Here is a 21,211-nt window from a genome sequence, read left to right on the forward strand (position 1 = left end):
CATGGACACCCACCCCCACCGCACAAAATCCGTCGGCTCGCCGCCTGGCCACATGCCGGCAGATGTCCGTCTACAGTTCATCGATTGGGCAAAACAGCACGGGCACAACCCGGTCACCGGCGCGGCGGCCTTTGTCGCCTTGCAGAGTGAGGTGGATCTGGACCTGGCCACCCGGCCACTGCAACTGGCTCCCGACGCGGACGCGCGCACCGCGCTGCGCGACCACCTGGCGGCACTCGGCCGTCAGGTCGATGTCGCAGTGCAGTTTCCGCCGGTCTATGCGTATTCCAGCGCGACCGGGGTGGACTACCGCTATTCGTTGATGCTGGTGATTGCCGAAGATTGCGTGGAGTGGACCGGGCGGGTCTGGCAGGGCCTGGATTACCAGGGCATGCTGACCGGGCGCGGCCAAGGGCCGCGTGCCAACTACACCCAACTGGCGCGAATGGCGCTGGAAAATGAGCTTGATCAGGAGCGACCGCGCTATGTCCAGGCATGAACTGGAATTGGACCTGCCGTTGGGCGCGCAGGTGACCCCGCCCGACGACGCATTCAGCCAGCGCTGTCGCAGCGAATGCGCCGAGCTGGGTCTGAGCCGGGTACGGGTGCTGCTGCTGGATGCCGACTACGCGCGATCCACCGCCTGGCGCGAGGAAGCCCAGCGCTGGATGGACGAACAGCTGCGCCGCGAGGGTGAGTGGGTATTTCGCGGCGTGGTGGGCGGCATCGTGCTGCTGGCAGCCTGCATCGCGCTGGCGGCGGCAACGTTGTGGTGAAACCGCGCAGGCTTGCAGCGTTGGTGCTGGTCCGGGAATGCCTGCGGCCGGTCAGGGCGCATGTGTGACCTCGGCCGCCAGCGTGTGCACCCGCTGACGACATCGGCCGTGGTTTGATCTTTCCGTCATCCGCTCCGGCAGCACCCGTGGTCCCCGACTTGAGCACCCCTAGCCTTAGCCCCGAGCTGGCCGTCGCGTTGCCGGCCGCCAGTGGTCAATCCTGCCTCGACCCGGGGGTGTATCACGAGATCTTCCACAATATCGATGCCGGCTTTTGCGTCATCGACCTGGTGTTCGAAGGCGATCGCGCGGTTGACTACCTGATCCGCACCACCAACGCGGCGTTCGAGCGCTACACCGGGCTGGAGAACGCGGTCGACGTCTCCATTCGGAACCTGCTCCCCGACCATGAGCAGGAATGGTTCGACAGGTACGGGCAGGTCGCCCGTACCGGCAACCGCATTCATTTCGAGATGCAGGCCAAGGCGCTGCGACGTTGGTATTCGGTGGATGCATTCCGGGTGGGCCGCACGGAGCAGGCACGGGTGGCGGTGTTGTTCATGGACATCACCGAGCGTAAGCGCGTGGAGCGCGAGCTAGCCGAAAGCGAGGCACGCTTCAGCGCGTTGGCCGATGGCCTGCCGATGCCGGTCTGGGTGCTGGATGCGCAGGGCGTGGTGCGCTTCGTCAACAGCGCCTATGGCGAATTCTTCGGCCTGGACATTTCCAGCGGCACGGTGTCGGCGTGGAGCGACCTGTTGCATCCGGACGACCTGCCGATCTTCCAGTTCGAATTGTCGGCCGCGCTGGAAGAACAACGCGGCCTGCGCGCTCTGGTGCGCGCGCGCCGCCACGATGGCCAGTGGCGCTGGATCGAGATGACCGCCACGCCGCGCTATTCGGCCGATGGGCGCTTCATCGGCCTGGCCGGCAGCAGCCCGGACGTGACCGAGCAGCGCGAGATCGAACTGGCCCGCGAGCAATTGCTTGAATCCGAGCGCAGCGCACGCAACGAAGCCGAGAGCATGGCCCGGCTGAAGGACGAATTCCTGGCGACCCTGTCGCACGAGTTGCGCACCCCGCTGACCACCATCCTGGGCTGGAGCGAGTTGCTGCTGCAGCGGGTCGAGGAAGGGCATCCCAACTACAAGGGTTTGTCGGTGATCGCCAGCAGCGCACGCGCGCAGAAGCGGCTGATCTCGGACATGCTCGATCTCAGCAGCATGTTGCTGGGCAAGGTGCAACTGGAAGTCGAGTCGCTGGATCTGGTGGAGCAGGTGCGCGAAGCGCTCACGACCCAGGAACTGGCTGTCCAGGGCAAAGACCAGGTGCTGCAACTGCATGCGCCGTCCACACCGTGCCTGGTGCTGGGCGATGCCACGCGGCTGCAGCAGGTGCTGTGGAACCTGCTCTCCAATGCGATCAAGTTCACCCCGGCGCATGGCCGTATCGATGTCAGCATCGAGCGCGACGACGGCCATCTGCGGGTGGCGGTGCGCGATTCCGGCGACGGCATCGCTGCCGAATTCCTGCCGCATCTGTTCGGCCGCTTCCGGCAGGCCGATGGCACCACCACGCGCCAGCACGGCGGCCTGGGCCTGGGGCTGGCAATCGTGCAACAGCTGGTGGAAATGCATGGCGGCCAGGTCAGTGCCAGCAGCGGCGGCCGCGGCAAGGGCGCCATCTTCACCGTGCGCCTGCCCGAACATGCGCCCGACCAGGGCAAACGCCCGCGACGCGAGCTGCGTCGTCGCCTGATGTCCGAGCAGATCGTCGAAGCGCGCGCGCTCAACGGCCTGCGCCTGCTGGCGGTGGAGGATCAGCCGGACATGCTCGATTACCTGCGCCGCCTGCTCGAAGAGCAGGGTGCCGAGGTGGTCACTGCCGGCAGCGCCACCGATGCGCTGGCGTTGATCGATCATCACGGCCACGCGCGCTTCGATGCGATGCTCACCGACATCGGCATGCCGGGCATGGATGGTTACGGGTTGATCCGTACCGTGCGCGACAACCTGGGGCTGGATGCGCATGCGCTGCCGGCGGTGGCGGTGACCGCGCTGGCGCGCGATGACGACCGCAAGCGCGCGCTGGAATCGGGATTCCAGGAACATCTGGCCAAGCCGTATAGCGTGGCGCAGCTGGTGACCGCGGTGCGCGCGGCGCGCGAACGGCTGGAGTGATGCCGGCACGGCTTGGGCACCGCGTGGACTGATGGCGACGGGCGCACGGATCGCGGGTGGTTGCCGCCCCGTTCACGGTCACTGGTCTGGCGGGGAGCGCCCGATACGTCAAAGCGAGCCGGGCCGGTATTGACGAGGCGTTTACTTCTCTGCGCGCGGTTGTCGGCATGATGGTCCGCTGCCGCAACTGTTCAGGATCCGCCGCAATGACTGCATCACTGTGCTCGTTCGTCCGTTGGCCGTTGCCGCTGCTGGCTGTGGCCGTCCTTGCCGGTTGCGGCGATACCGCCACCTTGGCCATCGAACAGGGCACCGGCCCAAACCCGCAATTGCCCGAGCCGGTAAAGCGGCTGATTCCCACGGTCAAGATTGCGCCGGTCAAGCGCTGGGCCGCCGATGCCAAGCCGACGGCGGCTGCCGATCTGCAGGTCAATGCCTTCGCGCGCGACCTGGACCACCCGCGCTGGCTGTATGTGCTGCCCAATGGCGATGTGCTGGTGGCCGAAACCGCCGGGCCACCCAAGCCCGAGAATGCCGACGAGGGCGGTGGACTGCGCAAGAAGGTGCAGGGCGTGGTGATGAAGAAGGCCGGCGCGGTGGTGCCCAGTGCCAACCGCATCACCTTGCTGCGCGATGCCGATGGCGATGGCGTGGCCGAAGTGCGGACCCAGTTCATCAGCGGCCTGTATTCGCCGTTCGGCATGGCGCTGGTCGGCGACCGCTTCTACGTGGCCAACGCCGATGCGCTGGTGAGCTTCCCCTACAAGCCCGGCGACACGCATATCACCGCCAAGCCGACCTTCGTAGCCAACCTGCCCGGCGGGCTGAACCACCATTGGACCAAGTCGTTGCTGGCCAGTCCCGATGGCAGCAAGCTGTACGTGGGCGTGGGATCCAACAGCAACGTGGCCGAACACGGCATGGAGGCCGAACTCAATCGCGCCGCCATCCTGGAGATCGACCCGGCTACCGGCAGCAGTCGCGTATTTGCCAGCGGCTTGCGCAATCCGGTTGGTACCGCCTGGGAGCCGCAGCGCAAGACGCTGTGGACCGTGGTCAACGAGCGCGACGAGATCGGCAGCGATCTGGTACCCGACTACCTGACCTCGGTGCGCGATGGCGGCTTCTATGGCTGGCCGTACAGTTATTACGGGCAGCATGTGGACGAGCGAGTGGAGCCGCAGAATGCCGAACTGGTGGCCAGGGCGATCAAACCGGACTACGCGCTGGGTCCGCACACCGCCTCACTGGGCCTGGTCTTCGCTGCCGGTACGCTGCTGCCGGAGCGCTTTCGCCAGGGCGCCTTCATCGGCCAGCATGGTTCGTGGAACCGCGACCCGCCGAGTGGCTACAAGGTGCTGTTCGTCCCCTTCATCGACGGCAAGCCCAGCGGGACACCGATCACCGTGCTGGATGGTTTCCTGGATGCCGAAGGCAATGCGCAAGGGCGTCCGGTGGGCGTAGCACTCGACAATGCCGGTGCGCTACTGGTGGCCGACGATGTTGGCAATGTGATCTGGCGGGCGACGCCCAAGCCGCGTTGAGCATGCCGCGCGCGCTGGCAGAACGCATGCCATGCGCGCGGTGCATGGGCGCCAGTTCGTTGGCACATGCGCTCAGCGCGGCAACTCCGGTGACGCACTGAAACGCCGCGCGTAGCCACGTTCCTCGGTGATACGCACGATGTCGTCATCGGCCATTTCCGGGGCGCCGTATACCGCGTAGGCCAGGCTGCCATCGGCACGCTCGCCCACCTGGTGCAGGCGGTAGCGAGGCCGGCCGGCGCCGGTGTTTTCGGGGTAATGCATCGGCGGCGGAGCGTCGTCCAGGTCCATTTCGCTGTTATCGACAACTCCACCTACGAACAATGCACGCATCGTGTCTCTCCACTGTGGGCGTGCCTGCAGCCTAGGTGGGCAGATGTTGCGTGGGCATCAATAGTCCGTATACACATTGGAAGGGCAACTGGGCCGACGGCGCCGGTCCCTTACAATGGCGGCCTGTTCCCGACCCGATGATCCAATGGCTGGCCCGCACGATGCTCCGCTTCAAGCCCTGTTCCTGCCGTTCGCCCAGGGCGCGCTGCCATGGCCGCAAGGTCCGGTGCTGTTCCTGCGTGCCCGCGATGGCGTGGTGCTGCGCGAGCATGCCACCGCCGACACGCTGATCTGCGAACAGAGTTTTCGCCCGTTCGCGCAGGCGCTGGAGCACAGCGGCTGGCAGGTGCGTGAAGAGCGCCAGATCGAGGCCGACAGCACCCGCTATGCGCTGGTGCTGGTATTGCCGCCGCGTCAGCGCGACGAAGCGCGCGCGCTGTTCGCGCGGGCGGTGGCGTTGACCGCACCCGGCGGACGCATGGTGGCCTGCCAGTCCAACAACGAGGGCGCGCGCTCCGGCGAGGCCGATCTGCGCCAGCTCTGCGGCCTGGCCGGCAGCCTGACCAAGTATCACTGCCGCAGCTACTGGACCGCACCGCTGCCGGCCGCCACCGATGTCGCGTTGCAGGCGCGCTGGGCCGCGCTGGATGCTCCGCGCAAGATCGTCGACGGGCGTTTCATCAGCCGCCCGGGCGTGTTCGCCTGGGATCGCATCGATCCGGCATCGGCGCTGCTGGTCGAGCATCTGCCGCCCACGCTGGCCGGGCATGGCGCCGACCTGGGAGCGGGCTTCGGTTACCTGTCGGCCGAAGTGCTGGCGCGTTGCCCCAAGGTCACCGCATTGGACCTGTACGAAGCGGAGGCGCGCGCGCTGGATCTGGCACGGCGCAACCTGCAGGACAGCCCGCACTCGGCGCAGCGGCACTATCACTGGCGCGACGTCACTGCCGGGCTGGCGGCCCAGTACGATTTCATCGTCAGCAACCCGCCGTTCCACACACCGTCGCGCGCCGATCGCCCCGACATCGGGCAGCGCTTCATCGCCGTGGCCGCGCAGGCGCTGCGTCCGGGAGGGCAGTTGTTGCTGGTGGCCAACCGGCATCTGCCCTACGAACAGATCCTCAACGAGAGCTTCGGCCAGGTGCGCGTGGCCGCCGAGCGCGACGGCTTCAAGCTGATCGCCGCCACCTGCGGCCGTGGAGCGCGCGCATGAAGCTGGTCAAGCACATCGCCAACCTGGGCTATGGCAGCCGCAAGCAGGTTACCCAGCTGTTCCGCCAGGGCGCCATCACCGACGCGCAGGGCGAGGTGCTGTATGCCGACGATCAGGTGGAGCATGACGCCATCCGCATCGATGGCGAACCGCTGGATCCGCCGCCGGGTTTCAGTCTGCTGTTGCACAAGCCCGGCGGCTACACCTGTTCGACCAAGGACACCGGCCGGCTGATCTATGAGCTGTTGCCGCCGCGCTTCCGCCTGCGCGCACCGGTGCTGGCGCCGGTTGGCCGGCTGGACCGCGAGACCAGCGGCATGCTGCTGATGACCGACGACGGCGCGCTGCTGCACCGGATCATTTCGCCCAGATCCGCACTCGACAAGGTGTACGAAATCACCCTGGCCGAGGACCTGCGTGGCGACGAAGCGGCGCTGTTTTCCAGTGGCACGTTGCTGCTCGAAGGCGAGACCAAGCCGTTGCTGCCAGCCGAACTGGAGGTGCTTGGACCACGCCAGGCGAGCCTGACCCTGCACGAAGGCCGCTACCACCAGGTGCGGCGCATGTTTGCGGCCGTCGGCAACCATGTGGTGACGTTGCATCGCAGCCGCATCGGCGGCTTGTCGCTGGAGACGCTGCCGTCCGGGCAATGGCGCGCGCTGCAGGCGGCCGACCTGCAGGTGCTGTTCGGCCGCGAAGCCACCGCATGACCGAGCACGCGACCAACAAAGCCCCTCTCCCGGCGGGAGAGGGGTTGGGGTGAGGGTACGACGCAACCGACACCCATCACTCTTCGCATGAACAACACCCGGCGCACATCGAAGGATTGCCTGGCCAACCGCACCCATATCGGTTCCGAACGCGCGCGAAGGCATCCGCACGCGAGCGCATGTCCTCACACGTACTGCATCTTGCGCGACATGCCGCCGTCGACGACGAAATCCTGCCCGGTGACAAACCCGGACAGCCGCGGCGACAGCAGATACACCGCCAGCTGCGCGATATCTTCCGGTGTCCCCACACGCCCGACCGGATGCTGCGCATGGTCGCGTCGCGATAGCTTGGGTGCGCGCCGGCGCTGCGGTGCACGCCAGGCATCGGTACTGATCCATCCCGGGCTGATGCTGTTGACGCGTACCTGCGGGCCTTCGCTCAGCGCCAGCGCATGGGTAAAGGCCACCAGCCCGCCTTTCGCGGCCGCATAGGCTTCGCTATGCGGCTCCGACTGCCAGGCGCGGGTGGAGGCGATGTTGACGATCGCGCCGCCACCATCGGCCTGGGTCAACGCAGGCAAGGCCTGTTTGCTGCACAGAAATGCCGCGTGCAGGCTGGAGAGGCGGGCATTCCACTGGTCCCATTCCAGCTGCGGCAAGGGCGCGATGTGCGGGTCGGCTACACCGGCGTTATTGACCAGGCCATCGAGTCTGCCGAAGCGCTTGAGCGTGGTGGCGATCAAGCGCGCAGCCTGCGCCTGGCGCGCGGCATCGCACCGCACGAAGGCACTGCGTCGCGGCAGTGCCCAGTCCTGCAGACAGGCGTTGCCGGCATCGCTTTCGAGATCGCCGATCACCACGGTGCCGCCCGCACCCAGGACGGCCTGCGCAATGCCGCGCCCGATGCCTTGCGCACCACCGGTGACGACGATCACGCGGTCCTGCAAGGGGGAGGGGTTCCATGCGGAAACGCCGGGAGTCAGGGCCATGGCACGCGCAGGTTTCTAGGGGATGCGGCACTGTAGCGCCCAGGCTGTCAGCGTCGCAGCAACATTGCGTACGTGTGCACGCAGGTGTTGCCTGCGCTCGGCCTGCGCTGCAACTGTCGCCGAACACTCATGCGCGTGGTCGATCGCTGCGGCACGCCAGCGCGTCGAACGCTCAGTGCTCGGCACCGTTCAGGACGCGTTCCCAGCCACTGTGGCCCAGGCGTTCCAGCGTCTGGATATTGCGTTCGACAATGACGTCCGGGTCCGGGAACGCGGCCACTGCACGCTCCACGCTGTCTTCGCGCAGCAGGTGCAGGGTGGGGAAGGGCGAGCGGTTGGTGAAGTTGGCCACATCCCCCGGCGCAGCGCCGGCGAACTGGTAATCGGGGTGGAAGCTGGCCACCTGCAGCACGCCTTGCAGATCCAGCGCGCCCACTGCGGCATCGGCGTTGTCGAGGAAGTCGTTGTAGTCCAGGAAGTCGGTCAGTACGTCCGGATGCACGATCAGCGTGGTGTCGATCCGCTCGGCCGGGGTGTCGCGCAGCAGCACCAGTTCTTCGACCAGTTGCTCCAGCAGCGCTTCGGGCGTGCTGGCATCGCTGAGCACCAGGCGCACCTGTTCCTTGACGTAGACCGCCTTGGCGAACGGGCACAGGTTGAGCCCGATCACCGCGCGCTCGATCCAGCTGCGGGTGGCGGCCAGGGGGTCGGGCAGGGCGGGCGTGGTGGTCATCGTGGCGGCGGCGTGATGGCGCGCCAGTGTATGCGATCGCTGCCGGCAGGGCCGCCGATGCCACTGTTGCGGTGTTGTCGGTGACGCAACGCAGGGCGTCGGCTGCGCGGCAGCGCCGCTGCAGGGCGCACGGTCAGTTGCGGTGGTTGGCCGTGCCCGCTGCGTCGGTTTACAGCTGCGTGCGCAGGAATTGCACCGATGCGTGCGCTACTTGCTCGGCCATCGGGGATTTGTGCGGCGAGCCGATGGCATGCGCGCCGCTGGCGAAGGCGATGGCCTGCTTGCGCGCTGGCGGCGTGCCCAGTGCGTCGAACATGCTCAGCATCGCCGGCACCGAGGAGATCGGGTCTTCGTCGCCGTTGGGCGCGCGGTAATAGCCCAGCATGACCGGGCAGCGCACCTGCGGCCACGGCGGAGAGGCTGCAAACAGGTCGAGCAGGCCACGCAGCGTGCGAAAGCCATCCGGGTGCAGGGTGTCCGACCAGAATGCCTGGACGGCCTCGTTGCGCGGGTAGGGGTCGGTCACCGGCGCCTGCGCCTCGCACAGCCGATCCAGCAAGCCGGCATTGACAGGCCGGATGCCGGGCGACCATGCCACCACCGCCGCCACCTGCGCGCGGCACTGTGCGGCCAGCCACAGCGCCAGCGTGCCACCCAGTGACGACCCGACAATGGCCACGCGTTCCGCCATGCGCTGCGCCTGGGCCAGCGCCTGCAGCGCGGAGGCCTGCATCACGGCCGGGGTGAGTCCGGCCATGGCATCGGCGGCGTGTTGTCCATGACCCGGCCAGCGGTGCACGTAGCCATTGGCGTCCAGCGCATCGGCCATCCGTTCGGGTAGCGCGCCGGCCTCGCCAGGGCTTGCGGAAAACCCATGCAGGTACAGCAACGCCAGGTCGCTGCGTACCGGCGCTGCGGTGCGCCAGTGACAGCGCGCCGCATTGCCTGGTTTCAGCCCTGGGCTAGCGTTTCCCGGCATGCTGGGCAAGCAGCGCGAGCAGTTCGTACGCGTTGATCGGCTTGGACAGATAGCCTGCCGCACCGATTGCCGCGGCCTTGCGCATCGAATCGCTGCGGGTGTCGGCGGTCAGCACGATGATCGGCGGCAACGTGCCGATCGCATCGCCTGCCTGTCCCAGCGCATCCCAGCCGGAGGTGCCGGGCATGTGCAGGTCGAGGAAGATGATGTCTGGCGCGGCGCGGGCGATGCGCTCCACCGCGTCGCTGCCATCGGCATGAAAGCTCACCCGGTGCCCTGCGCGGGTCAGCAGGTTGCCGATCACCAGGCGGTTGGTGTCCATGTCCTCGAACACCAGGCAGTGCAGCGGCGGTACCGTGCGTGCGTGCTCTGCCAGCGCATCGCGCAAATCGCGCGTGCGGCTGCTGTTGGCCGCAGCGGCCGGCAGCTCGAAGATCCAGCGGAAGATGCTGCCGCCGGCCGGGTTGTCGTTCACCGTCAAACTGCCGCCCATCGCATCGGACACCGACAAGGCGATGTACAGGCCAAGCCCGACACCGCCCTCGGCACGGCTGAAGCCGGTGCTGAGCTGGGTGAACGGGGTGAAGATGTAGGCCTTCCTGTCGTCGGGCACGCCGATGCCGGTATCGGTGACGGTCGCCTCGACCAGCCAGCGTTCGTCGGCCAGGGTTGCCTCGATCAACAGCTCCACTGCGCCGCCGGCCGGGGTGAACTTGATCGCATTGACCACCAGGTTGGTGATGACCTGTTCGATGCGGCCTTCGTCGCCCAGCAGGTAGGGCGTCTGCGCCGCCTGCATGCGCACGCTCAGCGATACCCCCTTGGTGGAGGCGGCGCTCGCGCAGACCGCTTTGACGGTGGTCAGCACGTCCAGCATGTTCAATGGCTTGCTCTGCAGTTGCAGGTGCCCGCCGTCGATGCCGGCCACGTCCAGGACTTCGTTGACGCGGTGGCGCAGGGCGGCGGCATTGACCGTCACCGCCTGAATCAGGTCGCGCTGTTCGGCCGACAGGGTATCGGTATCGATCAGCTGGGCGCAGTTGATGACGGCGTTCAACGGCGTGCGCAGCTCGTGGTTCATCGTGCTGATGAAGCGGCTCTGCGCATCGCGAGAAGCGAGCGCCTGCAAGGTCACTTCCTGCATGGCGATGACGATGCGCGACACCAGCAGCGGCAACACCAGGCTCAGCGCCACGGCGTAGACGAAATACGCCGGCCGCGACAGCCAGTAGCCCGCCGGTGCGGTCACCAGCATCAGCACGAAGGTACTGACCAGGACCGGGACGGTGGCGCGTTGCCCGTAGCGCGCCACTGCGGCGATGGTGATGAACGGCAGGAACGCATTCAACGACATCAACAGGATGAAGGCCAGCGAGGTCTGAAGGCCGATGAACAGCAGGCTCATCGCAAAGCCCGCCGCATCCAGCCATTCTCCCTGCGGCACACGCTTGCGCCGCACCAGTACCATCCAGGCCAAGGCGATGATCCACAAGGTCACCGCGGTCGGGAACACCGCGTGCGCATCCTTGACCAGCACCGGCTGCGGCCCGTACAGCCAGCCAAGACACCACAGCATCACCACGGTCTGTACGACCACGCGGCCGACGCAAGCGCGGTACTCCAGGAACGACTCCAGCAGCCGCACCAGCCGGTCGCTGCGCAATTGCCTGGCCGCAGGGATCAACCCAGGCGCTGCGCGGTGGGAAGGACTAGGCATGAGGTTTCGCGTCGTCGAGAGGAAGGCTGAGCCGGTACTGCCTGACCAGTAGACCGGCGGCAGTGGCTACCGCAGTGAAGCGGGGCACAAGCGCGTCACTCAAGGCGTCGTGCTCCACCTCGTCGCGCAGTTGGTCGCAGGCCTTGAGCAATTGCGGTGAGCCGGTCAGCGAGAGGGTGTTCTTCAGCGAGTGGATCTGTTCCAGCGCCTGCGCCTTGCTGGTGGTGGCATCGCCCAGCGTGCACTGTGCGATGGCGCGGTCGATCTCCGCCGCGAAAGCATCGGCGAAGGCGGCCGCCTCGCCCGGGTCCAGGCCGGCCATGCAGTGCAGCGTCGATCCGGTTGCAATCTGCGGCTGCGCGTTCGCCTGCTGCGTTGCTGCCGTGGTGCCCGGCGCACGCGCGCCTGCCTGCCGCACGGCGTGCAGACGTAGACGATGCAACAGGCTGGCGAGCAGGGCGCGCATTGCGGGCCGCTACACCCGCAGCCCGGTGCACGGCATGCACGCAGCTGGCCGTGGCACCACCGGGTCGATCACCGCACACGCTGCCATCGCAGGATTGCACTCAATCGCGGAAGTTGTCGAACTGCAGCGGCAGCTCGAAATCGGCCTTCTTCAACAAGGCGATCGCATCCTGCGGGTCGTCGCGCTTCTTGCCGGTCACGCGCAGCTTGTCGCCGTTGATCTGCGCTTCCACCTTGAGCTTGGCCTCCTTGAGCTTGGCCACCAGCTGCTTGGCCTGCTTCTGCTCGATGCCCTGCTTGACGGTGACCTTCTGCCGCGCGCCGGCCAGGTTGGTTTCCACCTCGCCGAACTCCAGGCAGCGCACGTCGACGCCACGCGCCAGCAGCCGCGCGCGCAGGATGTCGGTCATCTGCTTGAGCTGGAAGTCGCTGGGAGCGGACTGGTTGATCGTCTTGCCGTCTTCCAGCGCGAACCTGGCCTCGACGCCCTTGAAGTCGAAACGCGTGTCCAGTTCACGATTGGCCTGGTCCACCGCATTGGTCAATTCGTGCTTGTCGACTTCGGACACGACGTCGAAGGAAGGCATGCAAGGCTCCTGTTATCTGGGGATGGCGGCCATTCTAGGCCATCGGGCCAGGCTGCTTGCATCCACGCATTGGCGGCGTTCGCTTTGCGGCGGCGATAATGGTCTTATGCCCACCACCCATTCTCCGCTCCCCGCCATCGCCTGGATGGTGGCCGCCGTGGCCTGCTTCTCGCTGATGGACGCGGGCATGAAGCTGCTGTCGGCGCATTATCCACCGCTGCAGGTGACCCTGCTGCGTGGCGCCGCCTCGTTGCCGTTCGTGCTGGTGTGGGTGCTGGCCACCGCCGGGCCGCGCTCCATCGTGCCGGTGCGCTGGGGGTTGCATCTGCTACGCGGGATGCTGGGCATGGTGATGATCGGCTGCTTCGTCTATGGGCTGAAGCGGATGCCGCTGTCCACCGCCTACACGCTGTATTTCGTGGCGCCCTTGCTGGTGGCGGCCTTGTCGGTGCCGCTGCTGGGCGAGCAGGTCGGGCCGCGCCGCTGGACCGCGATTGGCATCGGCCTGGTCGGTGTGATCGTGGTGCTGCGCCCGGGCGTGGACGGGCTGATCTCGCTGCCCGGCCTGATGGTGTTGCTGGCAGCCACGGCCTACGCGATAGCCGCGATCACGGTGAGCCTGTTGACCCGCACCGACACCCCGCAGGCGATGGTGGTGTGGTTTCTGCTGTTCATGGCGATCGGTGCCGGCTTGCTGGCCATTCCCGGATGGGTGCCGCTGCAGGGCAGCCACGGCTGGCTGATCGCCGGCATGGGCCTGGCGGGTGCGCTGGGCCAGATCGCGCTGACCCAGGCCTTCCTGCGCGGCGAGGCCTCGATGATCGCCCCGCTGGAGTACAGCGGCCTGGTCTGGGTGATCGGCTGGGACTGGCTGCTGTGGCAGACCCTGCCCGATGGCTGGACCTGGACCGGCGCCGGCATCATCGTCGCCAGCGGGCTGTATTTGCTGCGCCGGGAGCGCATCCGCAAGGCGGACAGGCCGTTGCCGCTTGAACGGCCGTGATTCGAGATTCGGCATTGGGGATTCGTCAAAGCAGGCTGCCTTTGCGAATCCCCAATCCCCAATCCCGACTCCCGGCAGCGAACATTGACTGGTAGGCTTCACGACCCCCCAACCGGCCACGCGCGGTGATCCAGTTTCAGCGCCTGCACAAGTCCTACTCCGTTGACGGTCGTCAGATCGTGGCGCTGCACCCGCTCGATCTGCGGATCGGTGCCGGGGAGGTGTTCGGCATCATCGGCCATTCCGGTGCCGGCAAGTCCACGCTGATCCGGCTCATCAATCGGCTCGAAGAGCCCAGCGGCGGGCGCCTGCTGATCGGAGAGGACGACGTCACCGCGTTGGACAGCCAGGGCCTGCGCGCGCTGCGCCGGCGCATTGGCATGATCTTCCAGCATTTCAACCTGCTGTCTTCGCGCACCGTGGCCGGCAACGTGGCCTTCCCGTTGGAGCTGGCCGGCACCGCGCGTGCGCAGATCGATGCGCGGGTGGCCGAACTGCTGGCCCGGGTCGGGCTGCAGGATCAGGCCAACAAGTATCCGGCGCAACTGTCCGGTGGGCAGAAGCAGCGCGTGGGCATCGCGCGCGCGCTGGCCACCCGGCCGCAGATCCTGTTGTGCGACGAGGCCACCAGCGCGCTGGACCCGCAGACCACCGCCTCGGTGCTGCAGCTGCTGGCGCAGATCAACCGCGAGCTGGGCCTGACCATCGTGCTGATTACCCACGAAATGGACGTGATCCGCCGCGTCTGCGACCGCGTGGCCGTGCTGGATGCCGGCAAGCTGGTGGAAACCGGCCCGGTCACCGAGGTCTTCCTGCACCCCAAGCACGCCACCACCCGGCGCTTCGTGTCCGAAGCCGAACATGTGGACGAATCCGAACTGCATCGCGATTTCGCCGCCGTCGGCGGGCGTATCGTGCGGCTGACCTTCCTGGGCAATGGCACCTACGAGCCGGTGCTGGGCCGCATCGCCCGCGAGACCGGGGTGGACTACAACATCCTGTCCGGGCGCGTGGACCGCATCAAGGACACCCCGTACGGCCAGCTCATAGTCGCCTTGACCGGTGGCGACCAGAACGCGGCGCTGGCCGGCTTCGTGGCGGCCGGCGTGCAGGTAGAGGATCTGCGCGCATGACGTCGATACTTGCCGCCGCCGGCGGTTTCTTCCGCAACCTCGATGCCGCCAAGTGGGGCGACATCGGCCAGGCCACCCTGGACACCTTGCTGATGCTGGCCGGCGCGCTGCCGCTGACCTTGCTGATCGGCCTGCCGCTGGGCGTGGCGCTGTTCCTGTGCGGCGCTCCGCAGCTGCGCCGGCGCCCGCTGCTGTACGGCGCGCTGGCGCTGGCGATCAATCTGCTGCGCTCGGTGCCCTTCATCATCCTGATGATCGCGATGATTCCACTGACGCTGATGCTGATGGGCACCTCGCTCGGCGTGCGTGGCGCGATCCTGCCGCTGGTGGTGGGCGCCGCACCGTTCTATGCGCGGCTGGTGGAAACCGCGTTGCGCGAGGTCGATCGCGGCATCATCGAAGCCAGCCAGGCGATGGGCGCCACCACTGGCCAGTTGGTGCTGCGGGTGCTGCTGCCCGAAGCGCGGCCGGGCCTGATCGCCGGCGCCACCGTGACCACCATCGCGCTGATCGGCTTCACGGCCATGGGCGGGGCGATCGGCTCCGGCGGGCTGGGCGATGTGGCCTACCGCGAGGGCTATATGCGCTCGCACGCCGATGTCGCCTTGATCACCGTGATCGCGCTACTGGTGCTGGTGCAACTGCTGCAGATGCTGGGCGACCGGCTGGTGGCGCACTACAGCCGGCGCTGAGCCGGTTGTGGCGCAAGGCGCATTCGGCCGCGCAGCCGCGCGCTGGCCGCCGCCGTCGCCTCCAGGAAGTGCCGCGTGCGTGTTCGGGCTGCGCCAGCGGTGCGCGTCATGGCTTGCCCCCGAGCCGCTGGATCGCCGTGGCTGCGGTCTGCTAGCTTTGACGTCAGCGGCTTGCCGCACTCCTTCCCCCCACGGACCCCCACATGAGCACTCTTGCGTTTCGTTCCCTTCTGGCCGCCGCCACGCTGGCGCTGGCATCCTGCGGCGGCAGCGCCGGCGGCGGCAGTGGCGACACCCTGACTGTCGCCGCCACCGCAGTGCCGCATGCCGAGATTCTGGAAGTGGTCGAACCGCTGCTGGCCAAGCAGGGCGTGAAGCTGGACGTGCGCGTGTTCAACGATTACGTGCAGCCCAACGACCAGGTCGTGCAGAAGCAGATCGACGTCAATTACTTCCAGACCGAGCCTTACCTGGATGCGTACAACCGCGACCGCAAGAGCCAGCTGGTGACCGTGGTCGGCGTGCACATCGAGCCGTTCGGTGCGTACTCGCGCCGTTTCAAGGCGCTGGCCGACCTGCCCACGGGTGCCGATGTGGTCATTCCTAACGATCCGAGCAACAACAGCCGCGCGCTGATCCTGCTCGACAAGGCCGGCATCATCAAGCTCAAGGACCCGAGCAACGCGCTGTCGACCCAACGCGATATCGTCGACAACCCCAAGCAGCTGAAATTCCGCGAACTCGATTCGGCAATGCTGCCGCGCGTGCTGGACCAGGTGGACCTGGCGCTGATCAATACCAACTACGCGCTCGATGCCGGGCTCAATCCGACCCGCGATGCGCTGGCGATCGAAAGCAAGGACTCGCCGTACGTGAACTTTCTGGTGGCGCGTGCCGACAACAAGGACGATGTCCGCGTGCAGAAGCTGGCCAAGGCGCTGACCAGCCCGGAGGTCAAGGCATTCATCCAACAGAAGTACAAGGGCGCGGTACTGCCGGCGTTCTGAGCGCGGCAATCGGGCCGTGCGGCGGCAATGGCGTGGGCTTGGGCCACTGCCGGTGCGCCAGGTCCAGCGAAACAGCGTTCGGCAACTCCCCCTGGCCGCTGTCTGCTCCGGGTTGCGCAGCGCTCGCCAGGCGTGCGCGGGCGGTGTGTGCGATAGCGCCAACACCTCACGATGACACCGGCGTAGTAGCGTTGCCTGCCTTCCTTCCGGCGATTGCGTCATGCCCCTGCTGCTCGCCATTCCACTGGCCGTGATCGTTGCCCTGGCCGTGTTCGCGGTGCTGTTCCCGTTGTCGTTGTTGCAGCGTTTCCGGATGGGAACCGCACGCCGTCAGGCGCGCGGTTGGTTGCTGATGGTCAATCTGGTCTCGGCCGGTCTGTCCAGCGTGGTGTTCGGCGTGTTCGCGCTGATCGCCGCCGCGTTCTGGCCCGGTGCACTCAGCCATGCCGCGTTCGGTTGGGCCTGCGGGCTGCTGCTGGGCGTGCTGGCCTTGCGCTTGACCCGCTTCGAGCGCACGCCGCAAGGCCTGTTCTACCGCCCCAACCTGTGGCTGGTGCTGGGCCTGGCGGCGCTGCTGCTGGGACGGCTGCTTGCCGGTCTGGTACAGGGCTGGCGCAGCACCTGGCAGGGGGCGGTGTGGCCGGTCGATGGCTGGATGAGTCATGCCAGCCTGCTGGGCGCCGCGGGCGTGCTGCTTGGCTATGCGCTGGCCTATGCCAGCCTGCTCTGGTGGCGCTGGCGCACTGCACGTCTGCGCGGCAGCGTCTACTGGCGTTGAATCGCGCATGTGCCACCGCACCGATCGCCGATTACCCACCGGCTACGTGCGCCTCTCGCTATTTGCCGACGGCTGTTACAAGCAACGGGCCTTGCGGCCCGTTGCTTGTACTCGGCGATGCGCGTGTGCGCTGGATCAGAAGCGCGCGCCGATACCGAAGCCGACGGTCCACGGATCCAGTTCCAGCTCGCTGCCGGTACCCTGGCCGCCGACGCGCAGTTCCGGGCGCGAACGCATGTAGCGGGCGTCGGCGCGTGCAAACCAGGTGGAGTTGATGTTCATGTCCACGCCCACGGTGCCGATCACGCCCTTGGCGGTGTCGATGCCGACATGCTGGCCGTTGGGCGATGCGGCGTCGATCCGCTCGTTGCTGAAATTCGACTCGTAGTAGCCCACGCCCACGAACGGACGGAACACAGTGTCGGCCTGGCCGAAGTGGTACTGGCCGCTGATGGCGATCGGCTGCTGATCGACGGTGCCGATCTTGCCTGCGGTGGCCGAGTTGACGCGGTGATTGAACTTGTCGGCAGCGCCCCACAGTTCGATCGCCCAGTTGTCGTTGATGTAGTAGCTGGCGCTCAGCGTGGGCGCCGGGCCACCGTCCACGTCCAGGCCCGGAGCCGGATTGTTCTTGGGGTTCAGCAGGGCAACGCCGCCGACCACAGCCCAATGCTTGCCGGAGGCGCTATCGGCAGTGGTGGAAGTCGAGGAGGTGTCGCCGGTATAGGTGGTGTCCTGCGCGAACGCGGACGGTGCAATCGCAAGTGCAGATACAGCAGCCAGGCTCAGGATGGAAATGGAACGCATGAGGGTCTCCTCGTCTTGTTGTTGGGCCCGTGGAGTGGGCCGCGCCAAAACTATTCCTGAAAATCTGAATCCACGCCCACCTGCGGCTCGCTAAAATTCCGTTTGTTCAGAAATTTCTCCGAGAAGGCCGTGGTTGCACGATGCAGGCTGAAAAACATATTCACGCAGATGCGATTGTCGTGACGAAAAACCACGCCCGCGACGGCCTGCCAGCGCACATTCGGCATGATTGCCGTGTACTGGTGCTGGGTTCGATGCCAGGCGTCGCATCGTTGGACGCAGGCCGGTACTACGCGCATCCACGCAATCGGTTCTGGCATTTGATGCATGCCTTATTGGGCATTGATGCGGCAGCAAGCTACCTATCGCGCCTGCAGGCGTTGAACGCACGCGGCGTCGGCCTGTGGGATGTGATTGGCCGCTGCGAACGTCACGGCAGTCTGGATTCGGCCATCGTCGCCGACAGCATCGTGGTCAATCCGTTGCCCGCGTTGCTGCTCACGTTGCCGCAGCTACGCCTGGTGGCCTGCAATGGCGCGGCGGCGGCGCAGGCCTGGCGTCGGCATGTGCAACCGCTGTTGTCGGCCAACGCGCGCGCGGTGCCGATGCTGGCCTTGCCGTCCACCAGCCCGGCCAATGCCGCCTGGTCCTTGCCACGCCTGTGTACGGCGTGGCAGCCGCTGTGCGATGCCGTGCAGGACTGACATCGCGACCGATGACGACATCGGTGAACTGGTTGCCGAGCGAATGCCGCAGCTGATCGGCGATGTGGTTGCCGGCGCAGTGCAATTGTCGCCGACCGCAGACGCCGCGCGGCTGCGCTCGCTCGATGGCCTGGAGCAGCGCAGCGAGCGCCTGGTGGAGCCGCAGGCACGCGCATTGCGGCCGCGCGCGCAGCAGCTGTGCAACCAGGTCGAGGTCCTCGATGCGCTGGACAATGCGCTGGCGTATCGTTTGCCATCGGACGCGTCGTTGCAGCGGTTGCAGGTGGATCCACGCACGCCGAAATGATCCTGCAACGCCGTGCGCAGACACTGCATTCCGCCGGGCAAGCGATCTTTTCATCGGCAATGGTTGGCGCTGTAGGCCGTGGCCGGCCACAATAGGGGTTTCCCCATCTGTTGCCGGAGTTCCCCCGTATGGCCGAAATCAAGGAAGCACGTGTCCCCGATATCGGTGACTACAGCGACGTCCCGGTAATCGAGGTGCTGGTGTCCGTCGGCGATACGGTCAGCAAGGATCAGAGCCTGGTCACGCTGGAATCGGACAAGGCCACCATGGAAGTGCCTTCGTCGGTGGCTGGCGTGGTCAAGGAACTCAAGGTCAAGGTCGGCGATTCGCTGTCGCAGGGTGCCCTGGTGGCACTGATCGAAGTGGCCGATGCCGGCGCCGACACTGCCGCCAAGCCGGCGCCTGCCGCCGCCCCGGCCAAAGCCGCGCCTGCTGCTGCACCGGCGCCGGCTGCCAAGGCCGAACCGGCCGCCGCCAAGCCCGTCGCCGCCGATGGTGGCCTGGTCGAGGCGCGTGTGCCGGATATCGGCGACTACACCGACATCCCGGTGATCGAAGTGCTGGTGGCTGTGGGCGATACCGTCGCCAAGGACCAGAGCCTGGTCACGCTGGAATCGGACAAGGCCACTATGGAAGTGCCGTCCTCGGCTGCCGGCGTGGTCAAGGAACTCAAGGTCAAGGTCGGCGACACCCTCTCGCAGGGCAATGTGGTGGCGATCATCGCCGCCAGCGATGGCGGTGCCGGCGCGGCGCAATCGCCGGCCAAGGCCAGCACCGAGACCGCCGAAACCGCCGACAAGGTGGAGCCGGTCGCCGTGTCGGCCGAGCCGGACAAGCTGGCCCAGCGCGAGATCGCGCAGGTGCAGGGCGGCCGCTCCGGCGCCGCGACGCAGGGCGGCCAGCCGTCGGCCGGCAGCCCGAGCAGCCCGCCGGTGACCTTCGATTCCGACAGCGTGCTGCCGTCCAAGGTGGCTTACGCCAGCCCGGTGGTGCGTGTGTTCGCGCGCGAGCTGGGCGTGGACCTGAATCAGCTCAAGGGCAGCGAAAAGGGTGGCCGCATCACCCGCGAAGACGTGCAGCGCTTTGTGAAGGCCGCACTCAGCGGCGGCGCGCCGGCTGCAGCCGGTGCTGCGCCGGCCGGTGGCGGCAATGGCCTGAACCTGCTGGCCTGGCCGAAGGTGGACTTCAGCAAGTTCGGCGAGACTGAAACCCAGCCGCTGTCGCGCATCAAGAAGATTTCCGGCGCCAACCTGGCGCGCAACTGGGCGATGATTCCGCACGTCACCCAGTTCGAATCGGCCGACATCACCGACCTGGAAGCGCTGCGCGTGGCGCTGAACAAGGAGAATGAGAAGGCCGGCATCAAGCTCACCATGCTCGCCTTCCTGGTCAAGACCAGCGCCGCGGCGTTGAAGCAGTTCCCAGAGTTCAACGCCTCGCTCGATGCGGCCGGCGAAAACCTCACCCTGAAGAAGTACATCAATATTGGCTTCGCCGCCGATACGCCGAATGGCCTGGTGGTGCCGGTGATCCGCGAGGTCGACAAGAAGGGCGTGCTGCAGATCGCCCGGGAAAGCGGCGAACTGGCCAAGAAGGCGCGCGACGGCAAGCTGGGCCCGGCCGACATGAGCGGCGGCTGTTTCTCGATCAGCTCGCTGGGCGGCATCGGCGGCACCGCGTTCACCCCGATCATCAATGCGCCGGAAGTGGCGATCCTGGGCGTGTCCAAGTCGGCGATGCAGCCGGTGTGGAACGGCAAGGAGTTCGCGCCCAAGTTGATGCTGCCGTTGTCGCTGAGCTATGACCACCGCGTCATCGACGGCGCACTGGCGGCCCGCTTCACCACCTACCTCAGCCAAGTGCTGGCCGACATGCGTCGCGTCCTGCTGTGAGGCGCGCGCTGCTGACCATCGCCGTGCTCGGCGTGCTGCCGTGGACCGGCGCGGTCGCCCGCGAGTGCAGCAGCACCCTGGGGCGCGGCTGGCCGCCGGCAGTGGGCAATTACGGCACCGCCGTCACCACGCTGTTCGATGGCGGCAGCAAACCCTCGCTGGCGTTGTTGACGCTGCCCGTGCGCGGCGTGGAGAGCGGTGTCTCGCTGCTGCCGGGCAAGGACGGTGCCGACTGGACCCTGCGGCATAGCCGTAGCGACGAGCGCGTCTACAGCTGGGTCAGCGAGGCGGGTCGCGGCAGCGTGCAGTTCCGCACCGAACAGACCCCGGAAACGGTCGAGATCCCGATCCCGGCCGCCCTGGCCAAGCGCCTGGTCAGCAACTGGACCAACGCCCTGACCCAACTGGCCCCCACTGGCCGCACCGCACCGGTCACCGAAGGCGAGGTGCTGTCGTTCCAGGTCGACGGCGTGCGCTACAGCGGCGCCCGCCCGAGCTGCGGCGCTGGCGAGTTGCTGCTGCAGCAGGCGGCGCTGCTGATCGACGCCAGCGAAGGCAAGGAAAACAAGCGCGACAAGCGCTGGACCCAAATCGAATCGTCGCTGGATGAACTCCAGCAGACGCTTGCCGGCACGGCCGGTTGAGCTACAGGAGAAGCA

Annotated in this window: 23 protein-coding genes and 1 pseudogene; 15 read left to right on the top strand and 9 right to left on the bottom strand. The window is 67.0% G+C overall.

Annotated features, from left to right (window positions below):
- The first annotated feature begins 52 nt into the window (after positions 1 to 52).
- The 4 genes from XcuCFBP2542_RS06865 to XcuCFBP2542_RS06880 all read left to right on the top strand — a co-directional run bounded on the left by XcuCFBP2542_RS06865 (position 53) and on the right by XcuCFBP2542_RS06880 (position 4,500).
- Positions 53 to 499: a hypothetical protein gene (locus tag XcuCFBP2542_RS06865; protein WP_167526960.1), complete on the top strand. Its 447-nt coding sequence runs from the start codon at positions 53 to 55 to the stop codon at positions 497 to 499.
- On the top strand, positions 486 to 776 hold the full coding sequence (locus tag XcuCFBP2542_RS06870) for a hypothetical protein (protein WP_104602856.1): 291 nt from the start codon (positions 486 to 488) through the stop codon (positions 774 to 776). The genes XcuCFBP2542_RS06865 and XcuCFBP2542_RS06870 overlap by 14 nt, the downstream gene beginning before the upstream one ends.
- Positions 777 to 922: 146 nt before the next feature.
- On the top strand, positions 923 to 2,956 hold the full coding sequence (locus XcuCFBP2542_RS06875) for a PAS domain-containing hybrid sensor histidine kinase/response regulator (protein ID WP_104602857.1): 2,034 nt from the start codon (positions 923 to 925) through the stop codon (positions 2,954 to 2,956).
- 206 nt (positions 2,957 to 3,162) lie between these two features.
- Positions 3,163 to 4,500, top strand: a complete 1,338-nt coding sequence (locus XcuCFBP2542_RS06880; RefSeq protein ID WP_104602858.1) for a PQQ-dependent sugar dehydrogenase — start codon at positions 3,163 to 3,165, stop codon at positions 4,498 to 4,500.
- 72 nt (positions 4,501 to 4,572) lie between these two features.
- Here the strand turns inward: XcuCFBP2542_RS06880 and XcuCFBP2542_RS06885 are convergent, their stop codons facing one another.
- Positions 4,573 to 4,833 carry a hypothetical protein gene (locus tag XcuCFBP2542_RS06885; RefSeq protein ID WP_104602859.1) on the bottom strand — a complete coding sequence of 87 codons (261 nt, stop codon included), beginning with the start codon at positions 4,831 to 4,833 and terminating at the stop codon, positions 4,573 to 4,575.
- Positions 4,834 to 4,978: 145 nt separating this feature from the next.
- On the opposite strand from XcuCFBP2542_RS06885, the gene XcuCFBP2542_RS06890 reads away from it, so the two are divergent.
- Together XcuCFBP2542_RS06890 and XcuCFBP2542_RS06895 are read left to right on the top strand one after the other, a co-directional pair.
- Positions 4,979 to 6,046, top strand: coding sequence for a class I SAM-dependent methyltransferase (locus XcuCFBP2542_RS06890; protein WP_104602860.1), 1,068 nt, complete (start codon positions 4,979 to 4,981; stop codon positions 6,044 to 6,046).
- Positions 6,043 to 6,756 (top strand): pseudouridine synthase, encoded by a 714-nt coding sequence (locus XcuCFBP2542_RS06895; RefSeq protein ID WP_104602861.1) that lies wholly within the window; start codon positions 6,043 to 6,045, stop codon positions 6,754 to 6,756. The genes XcuCFBP2542_RS06890 and XcuCFBP2542_RS06895 overlap by 4 nt, the downstream gene beginning before the upstream one ends.
- Before the next feature lie 185 nt (positions 6,757 to 6,941).
- On the opposite strand, the gene XcuCFBP2542_RS06900 is transcribed toward XcuCFBP2542_RS06895, so the two are convergent.
- The 6 genes from XcuCFBP2542_RS06900 to XcuCFBP2542_RS06925 form a co-directional block, all read right to left on the bottom strand.
- On the bottom strand, positions 6,942 to 7,748 hold the full coding sequence (locus XcuCFBP2542_RS06900) for an SDR family oxidoreductase (protein WP_104602862.1): 807 nt from the start codon (positions 7,746 to 7,748) through the stop codon (positions 6,942 to 6,944).
- 172 nt (positions 7,749 to 7,920) lie between these two features.
- Positions 7,921 to 8,481: a DUF1415 domain-containing protein gene (locus XcuCFBP2542_RS06905; RefSeq protein ID WP_104602863.1), complete on the bottom strand. Its 561-nt coding sequence runs from the start codon at positions 8,479 to 8,481 to the stop codon at positions 7,921 to 7,923.
- A gap of 169 nt (positions 8,482 to 8,650) precedes the next feature.
- The gene (locus XcuCFBP2542_RS06910) at positions 8,651 to 9,460 is read right to left on the bottom strand and encodes an alpha/beta hydrolase (protein WP_104602864.1); all 810 of its coding nucleotides are present in this window, start codon (positions 9,458 to 9,460) and stop codon (positions 8,651 to 8,653) included.
- Complete coding sequence (locus XcuCFBP2542_RS06915; protein ID WP_104602865.1) at positions 9,444 to 11,177, bottom strand: ATP-binding response regulator; 1,734 nt, start codon at positions 11,175 to 11,177, stop codon at positions 9,444 to 9,446. Before XcuCFBP2542_RS06915 ends, XcuCFBP2542_RS06910 begins: the two co-directional genes overlap by 17 nt.
- A complete protein-coding gene (locus XcuCFBP2542_RS06920; RefSeq protein WP_104602866.1) occupies positions 11,170 to 11,643 on the bottom strand; it encodes a hypothetical protein in 474 nt (157 codons plus the stop codon). The genes XcuCFBP2542_RS06915 and XcuCFBP2542_RS06920 overlap by 8 nt, the downstream gene beginning before the upstream one ends.
- Before the next feature lie 100 nt (positions 11,644 to 11,743).
- Positions 11,744 to 12,229: a YajQ family cyclic di-GMP-binding protein gene (locus tag XcuCFBP2542_RS06925; protein WP_104602867.1), complete on the bottom strand. Its 486-nt coding sequence runs from the start codon at positions 12,227 to 12,229 to the stop codon at positions 11,744 to 11,746.
- 106 nt (positions 12,230 to 12,335) lie between these two features.
- Here XcuCFBP2542_RS06925 and XcuCFBP2542_RS06930 point away from each other — a divergent pair, with 106 nt between their 5' ends.
- The 5 genes from XcuCFBP2542_RS06930 (at position 12,336) to XcuCFBP2542_RS06950 (ending at position 16,842) form a co-directional block, all read left to right on the top strand.
- Entirely contained in the window at positions 12,336 to 13,232 is an 897-nt protein-coding gene (locus XcuCFBP2542_RS06930; protein WP_104602868.1) for a DMT family transporter, read from the top strand.
- A 125-nt stretch (positions 13,233 to 13,357) separates the two neighbouring features.
- Entirely contained in the window at positions 13,358 to 14,365 is a 1,008-nt protein-coding gene (locus tag XcuCFBP2542_RS06935; RefSeq protein WP_104602869.1) for a methionine ABC transporter ATP-binding protein, read from the top strand.
- Positions 14,362 to 15,057, top strand: coding sequence for a methionine ABC transporter permease (locus tag XcuCFBP2542_RS06940; protein ID WP_104602870.1), 696 nt, complete (start codon positions 14,362 to 14,364; stop codon positions 15,055 to 15,057). Before XcuCFBP2542_RS06935 ends, XcuCFBP2542_RS06940 begins: the two co-directional genes overlap by 4 nt.
- Positions 15,058 to 15,260: 203 nt before the next feature.
- On the top strand, positions 15,261 to 16,064 hold the full coding sequence (locus XcuCFBP2542_RS06945) for a MetQ/NlpA family ABC transporter substrate-binding protein (RefSeq protein WP_104602871.1): 804 nt from the start codon (positions 15,261 to 15,263) through the stop codon (positions 16,062 to 16,064).
- Between the two features lie 220 nt (positions 16,065 to 16,284).
- Positions 16,285 to 16,842: a CcdC protein domain-containing protein gene (locus XcuCFBP2542_RS06950; RefSeq protein ID WP_104602872.1), complete on the top strand. Its 558-nt coding sequence runs from the start codon at positions 16,285 to 16,287 to the stop codon at positions 16,840 to 16,842.
- Between the two features lie 135 nt (positions 16,843 to 16,977).
- On the opposite strand, the gene XcuCFBP2542_RS06955 is transcribed toward XcuCFBP2542_RS06950, so the two are convergent.
- Both XcuCFBP2542_RS06955 and XcuCFBP2542_RS19980 read right to left on the bottom strand, forming a co-directional pair.
- Positions 16,978 to 17,649 carry an OmpW/AlkL family protein gene (locus XcuCFBP2542_RS06955; RefSeq protein ID WP_104602873.1) on the bottom strand — a complete coding sequence of 224 codons (672 nt, stop codon included), beginning with the start codon at positions 17,647 to 17,649 and terminating at the stop codon, positions 16,978 to 16,980.
- 50 nt (positions 17,650 to 17,699) lie between these two features.
- Positions 17,700 to 17,969 carry a hypothetical protein gene (locus XcuCFBP2542_RS19980; RefSeq protein ID WP_249027622.1) on the bottom strand — a complete coding sequence of 90 codons (270 nt, stop codon included), beginning with the start codon at positions 17,967 to 17,969 and terminating at the stop codon, positions 17,700 to 17,702.
- Here XcuCFBP2542_RS19980 and XcuCFBP2542_RS06960 point away from each other — a divergent pair.
- From XcuCFBP2542_RS06960 to XcuCFBP2542_RS06975, 4 genes and pseudogenes are all read left to right on the top strand, one after another.
- Complete coding sequence (locus tag XcuCFBP2542_RS06960; RefSeq protein ID WP_249027621.1) at positions 17,889 to 18,353, top strand: DNA-deoxyinosine glycosylase; 465 nt, start codon at positions 17,889 to 17,891, stop codon at positions 18,351 to 18,353. The genes XcuCFBP2542_RS19980 and XcuCFBP2542_RS06960 overlap by 81 nt on opposite strands.
- Positions 18,349 to 18,660 (top strand): annotated as a pseudogene (locus XcuCFBP2542_RS06965) (DUF2884 family protein); the annotation flags it as partial. The gene XcuCFBP2542_RS06960 and the pseudogene XcuCFBP2542_RS06965, both read left to right, overlap by 5 nt.
- A 128-nt stretch (positions 18,661 to 18,788) precedes the next feature.
- Complete coding sequence (locus XcuCFBP2542_RS06970) at positions 18,789 to 20,552, top strand: dihydrolipoyllysine-residue acetyltransferase (RefSeq protein WP_104602876.1); 1,764 nt, start codon at positions 18,789 to 18,791, stop codon at positions 20,550 to 20,552.
- Entirely contained in the window at positions 20,549 to 21,196 is a 648-nt protein-coding gene (locus XcuCFBP2542_RS06975; RefSeq protein WP_104602877.1) for a hypothetical protein, read from the top strand. The genes XcuCFBP2542_RS06970 and XcuCFBP2542_RS06975 overlap by 4 nt, the downstream gene beginning before the upstream one ends.
- The last annotated feature ends 15 nt before the right edge of the window (positions 21,197 to 21,211 follow it).

The organism is Xanthomonas cucurbitae (assembly GCF_002939885.1).
GTDB lineage: Bacteria > Pseudomonadota > Gammaproteobacteria > Xanthomonadales > Xanthomonadaceae > Xanthomonas > Xanthomonas cucurbitae.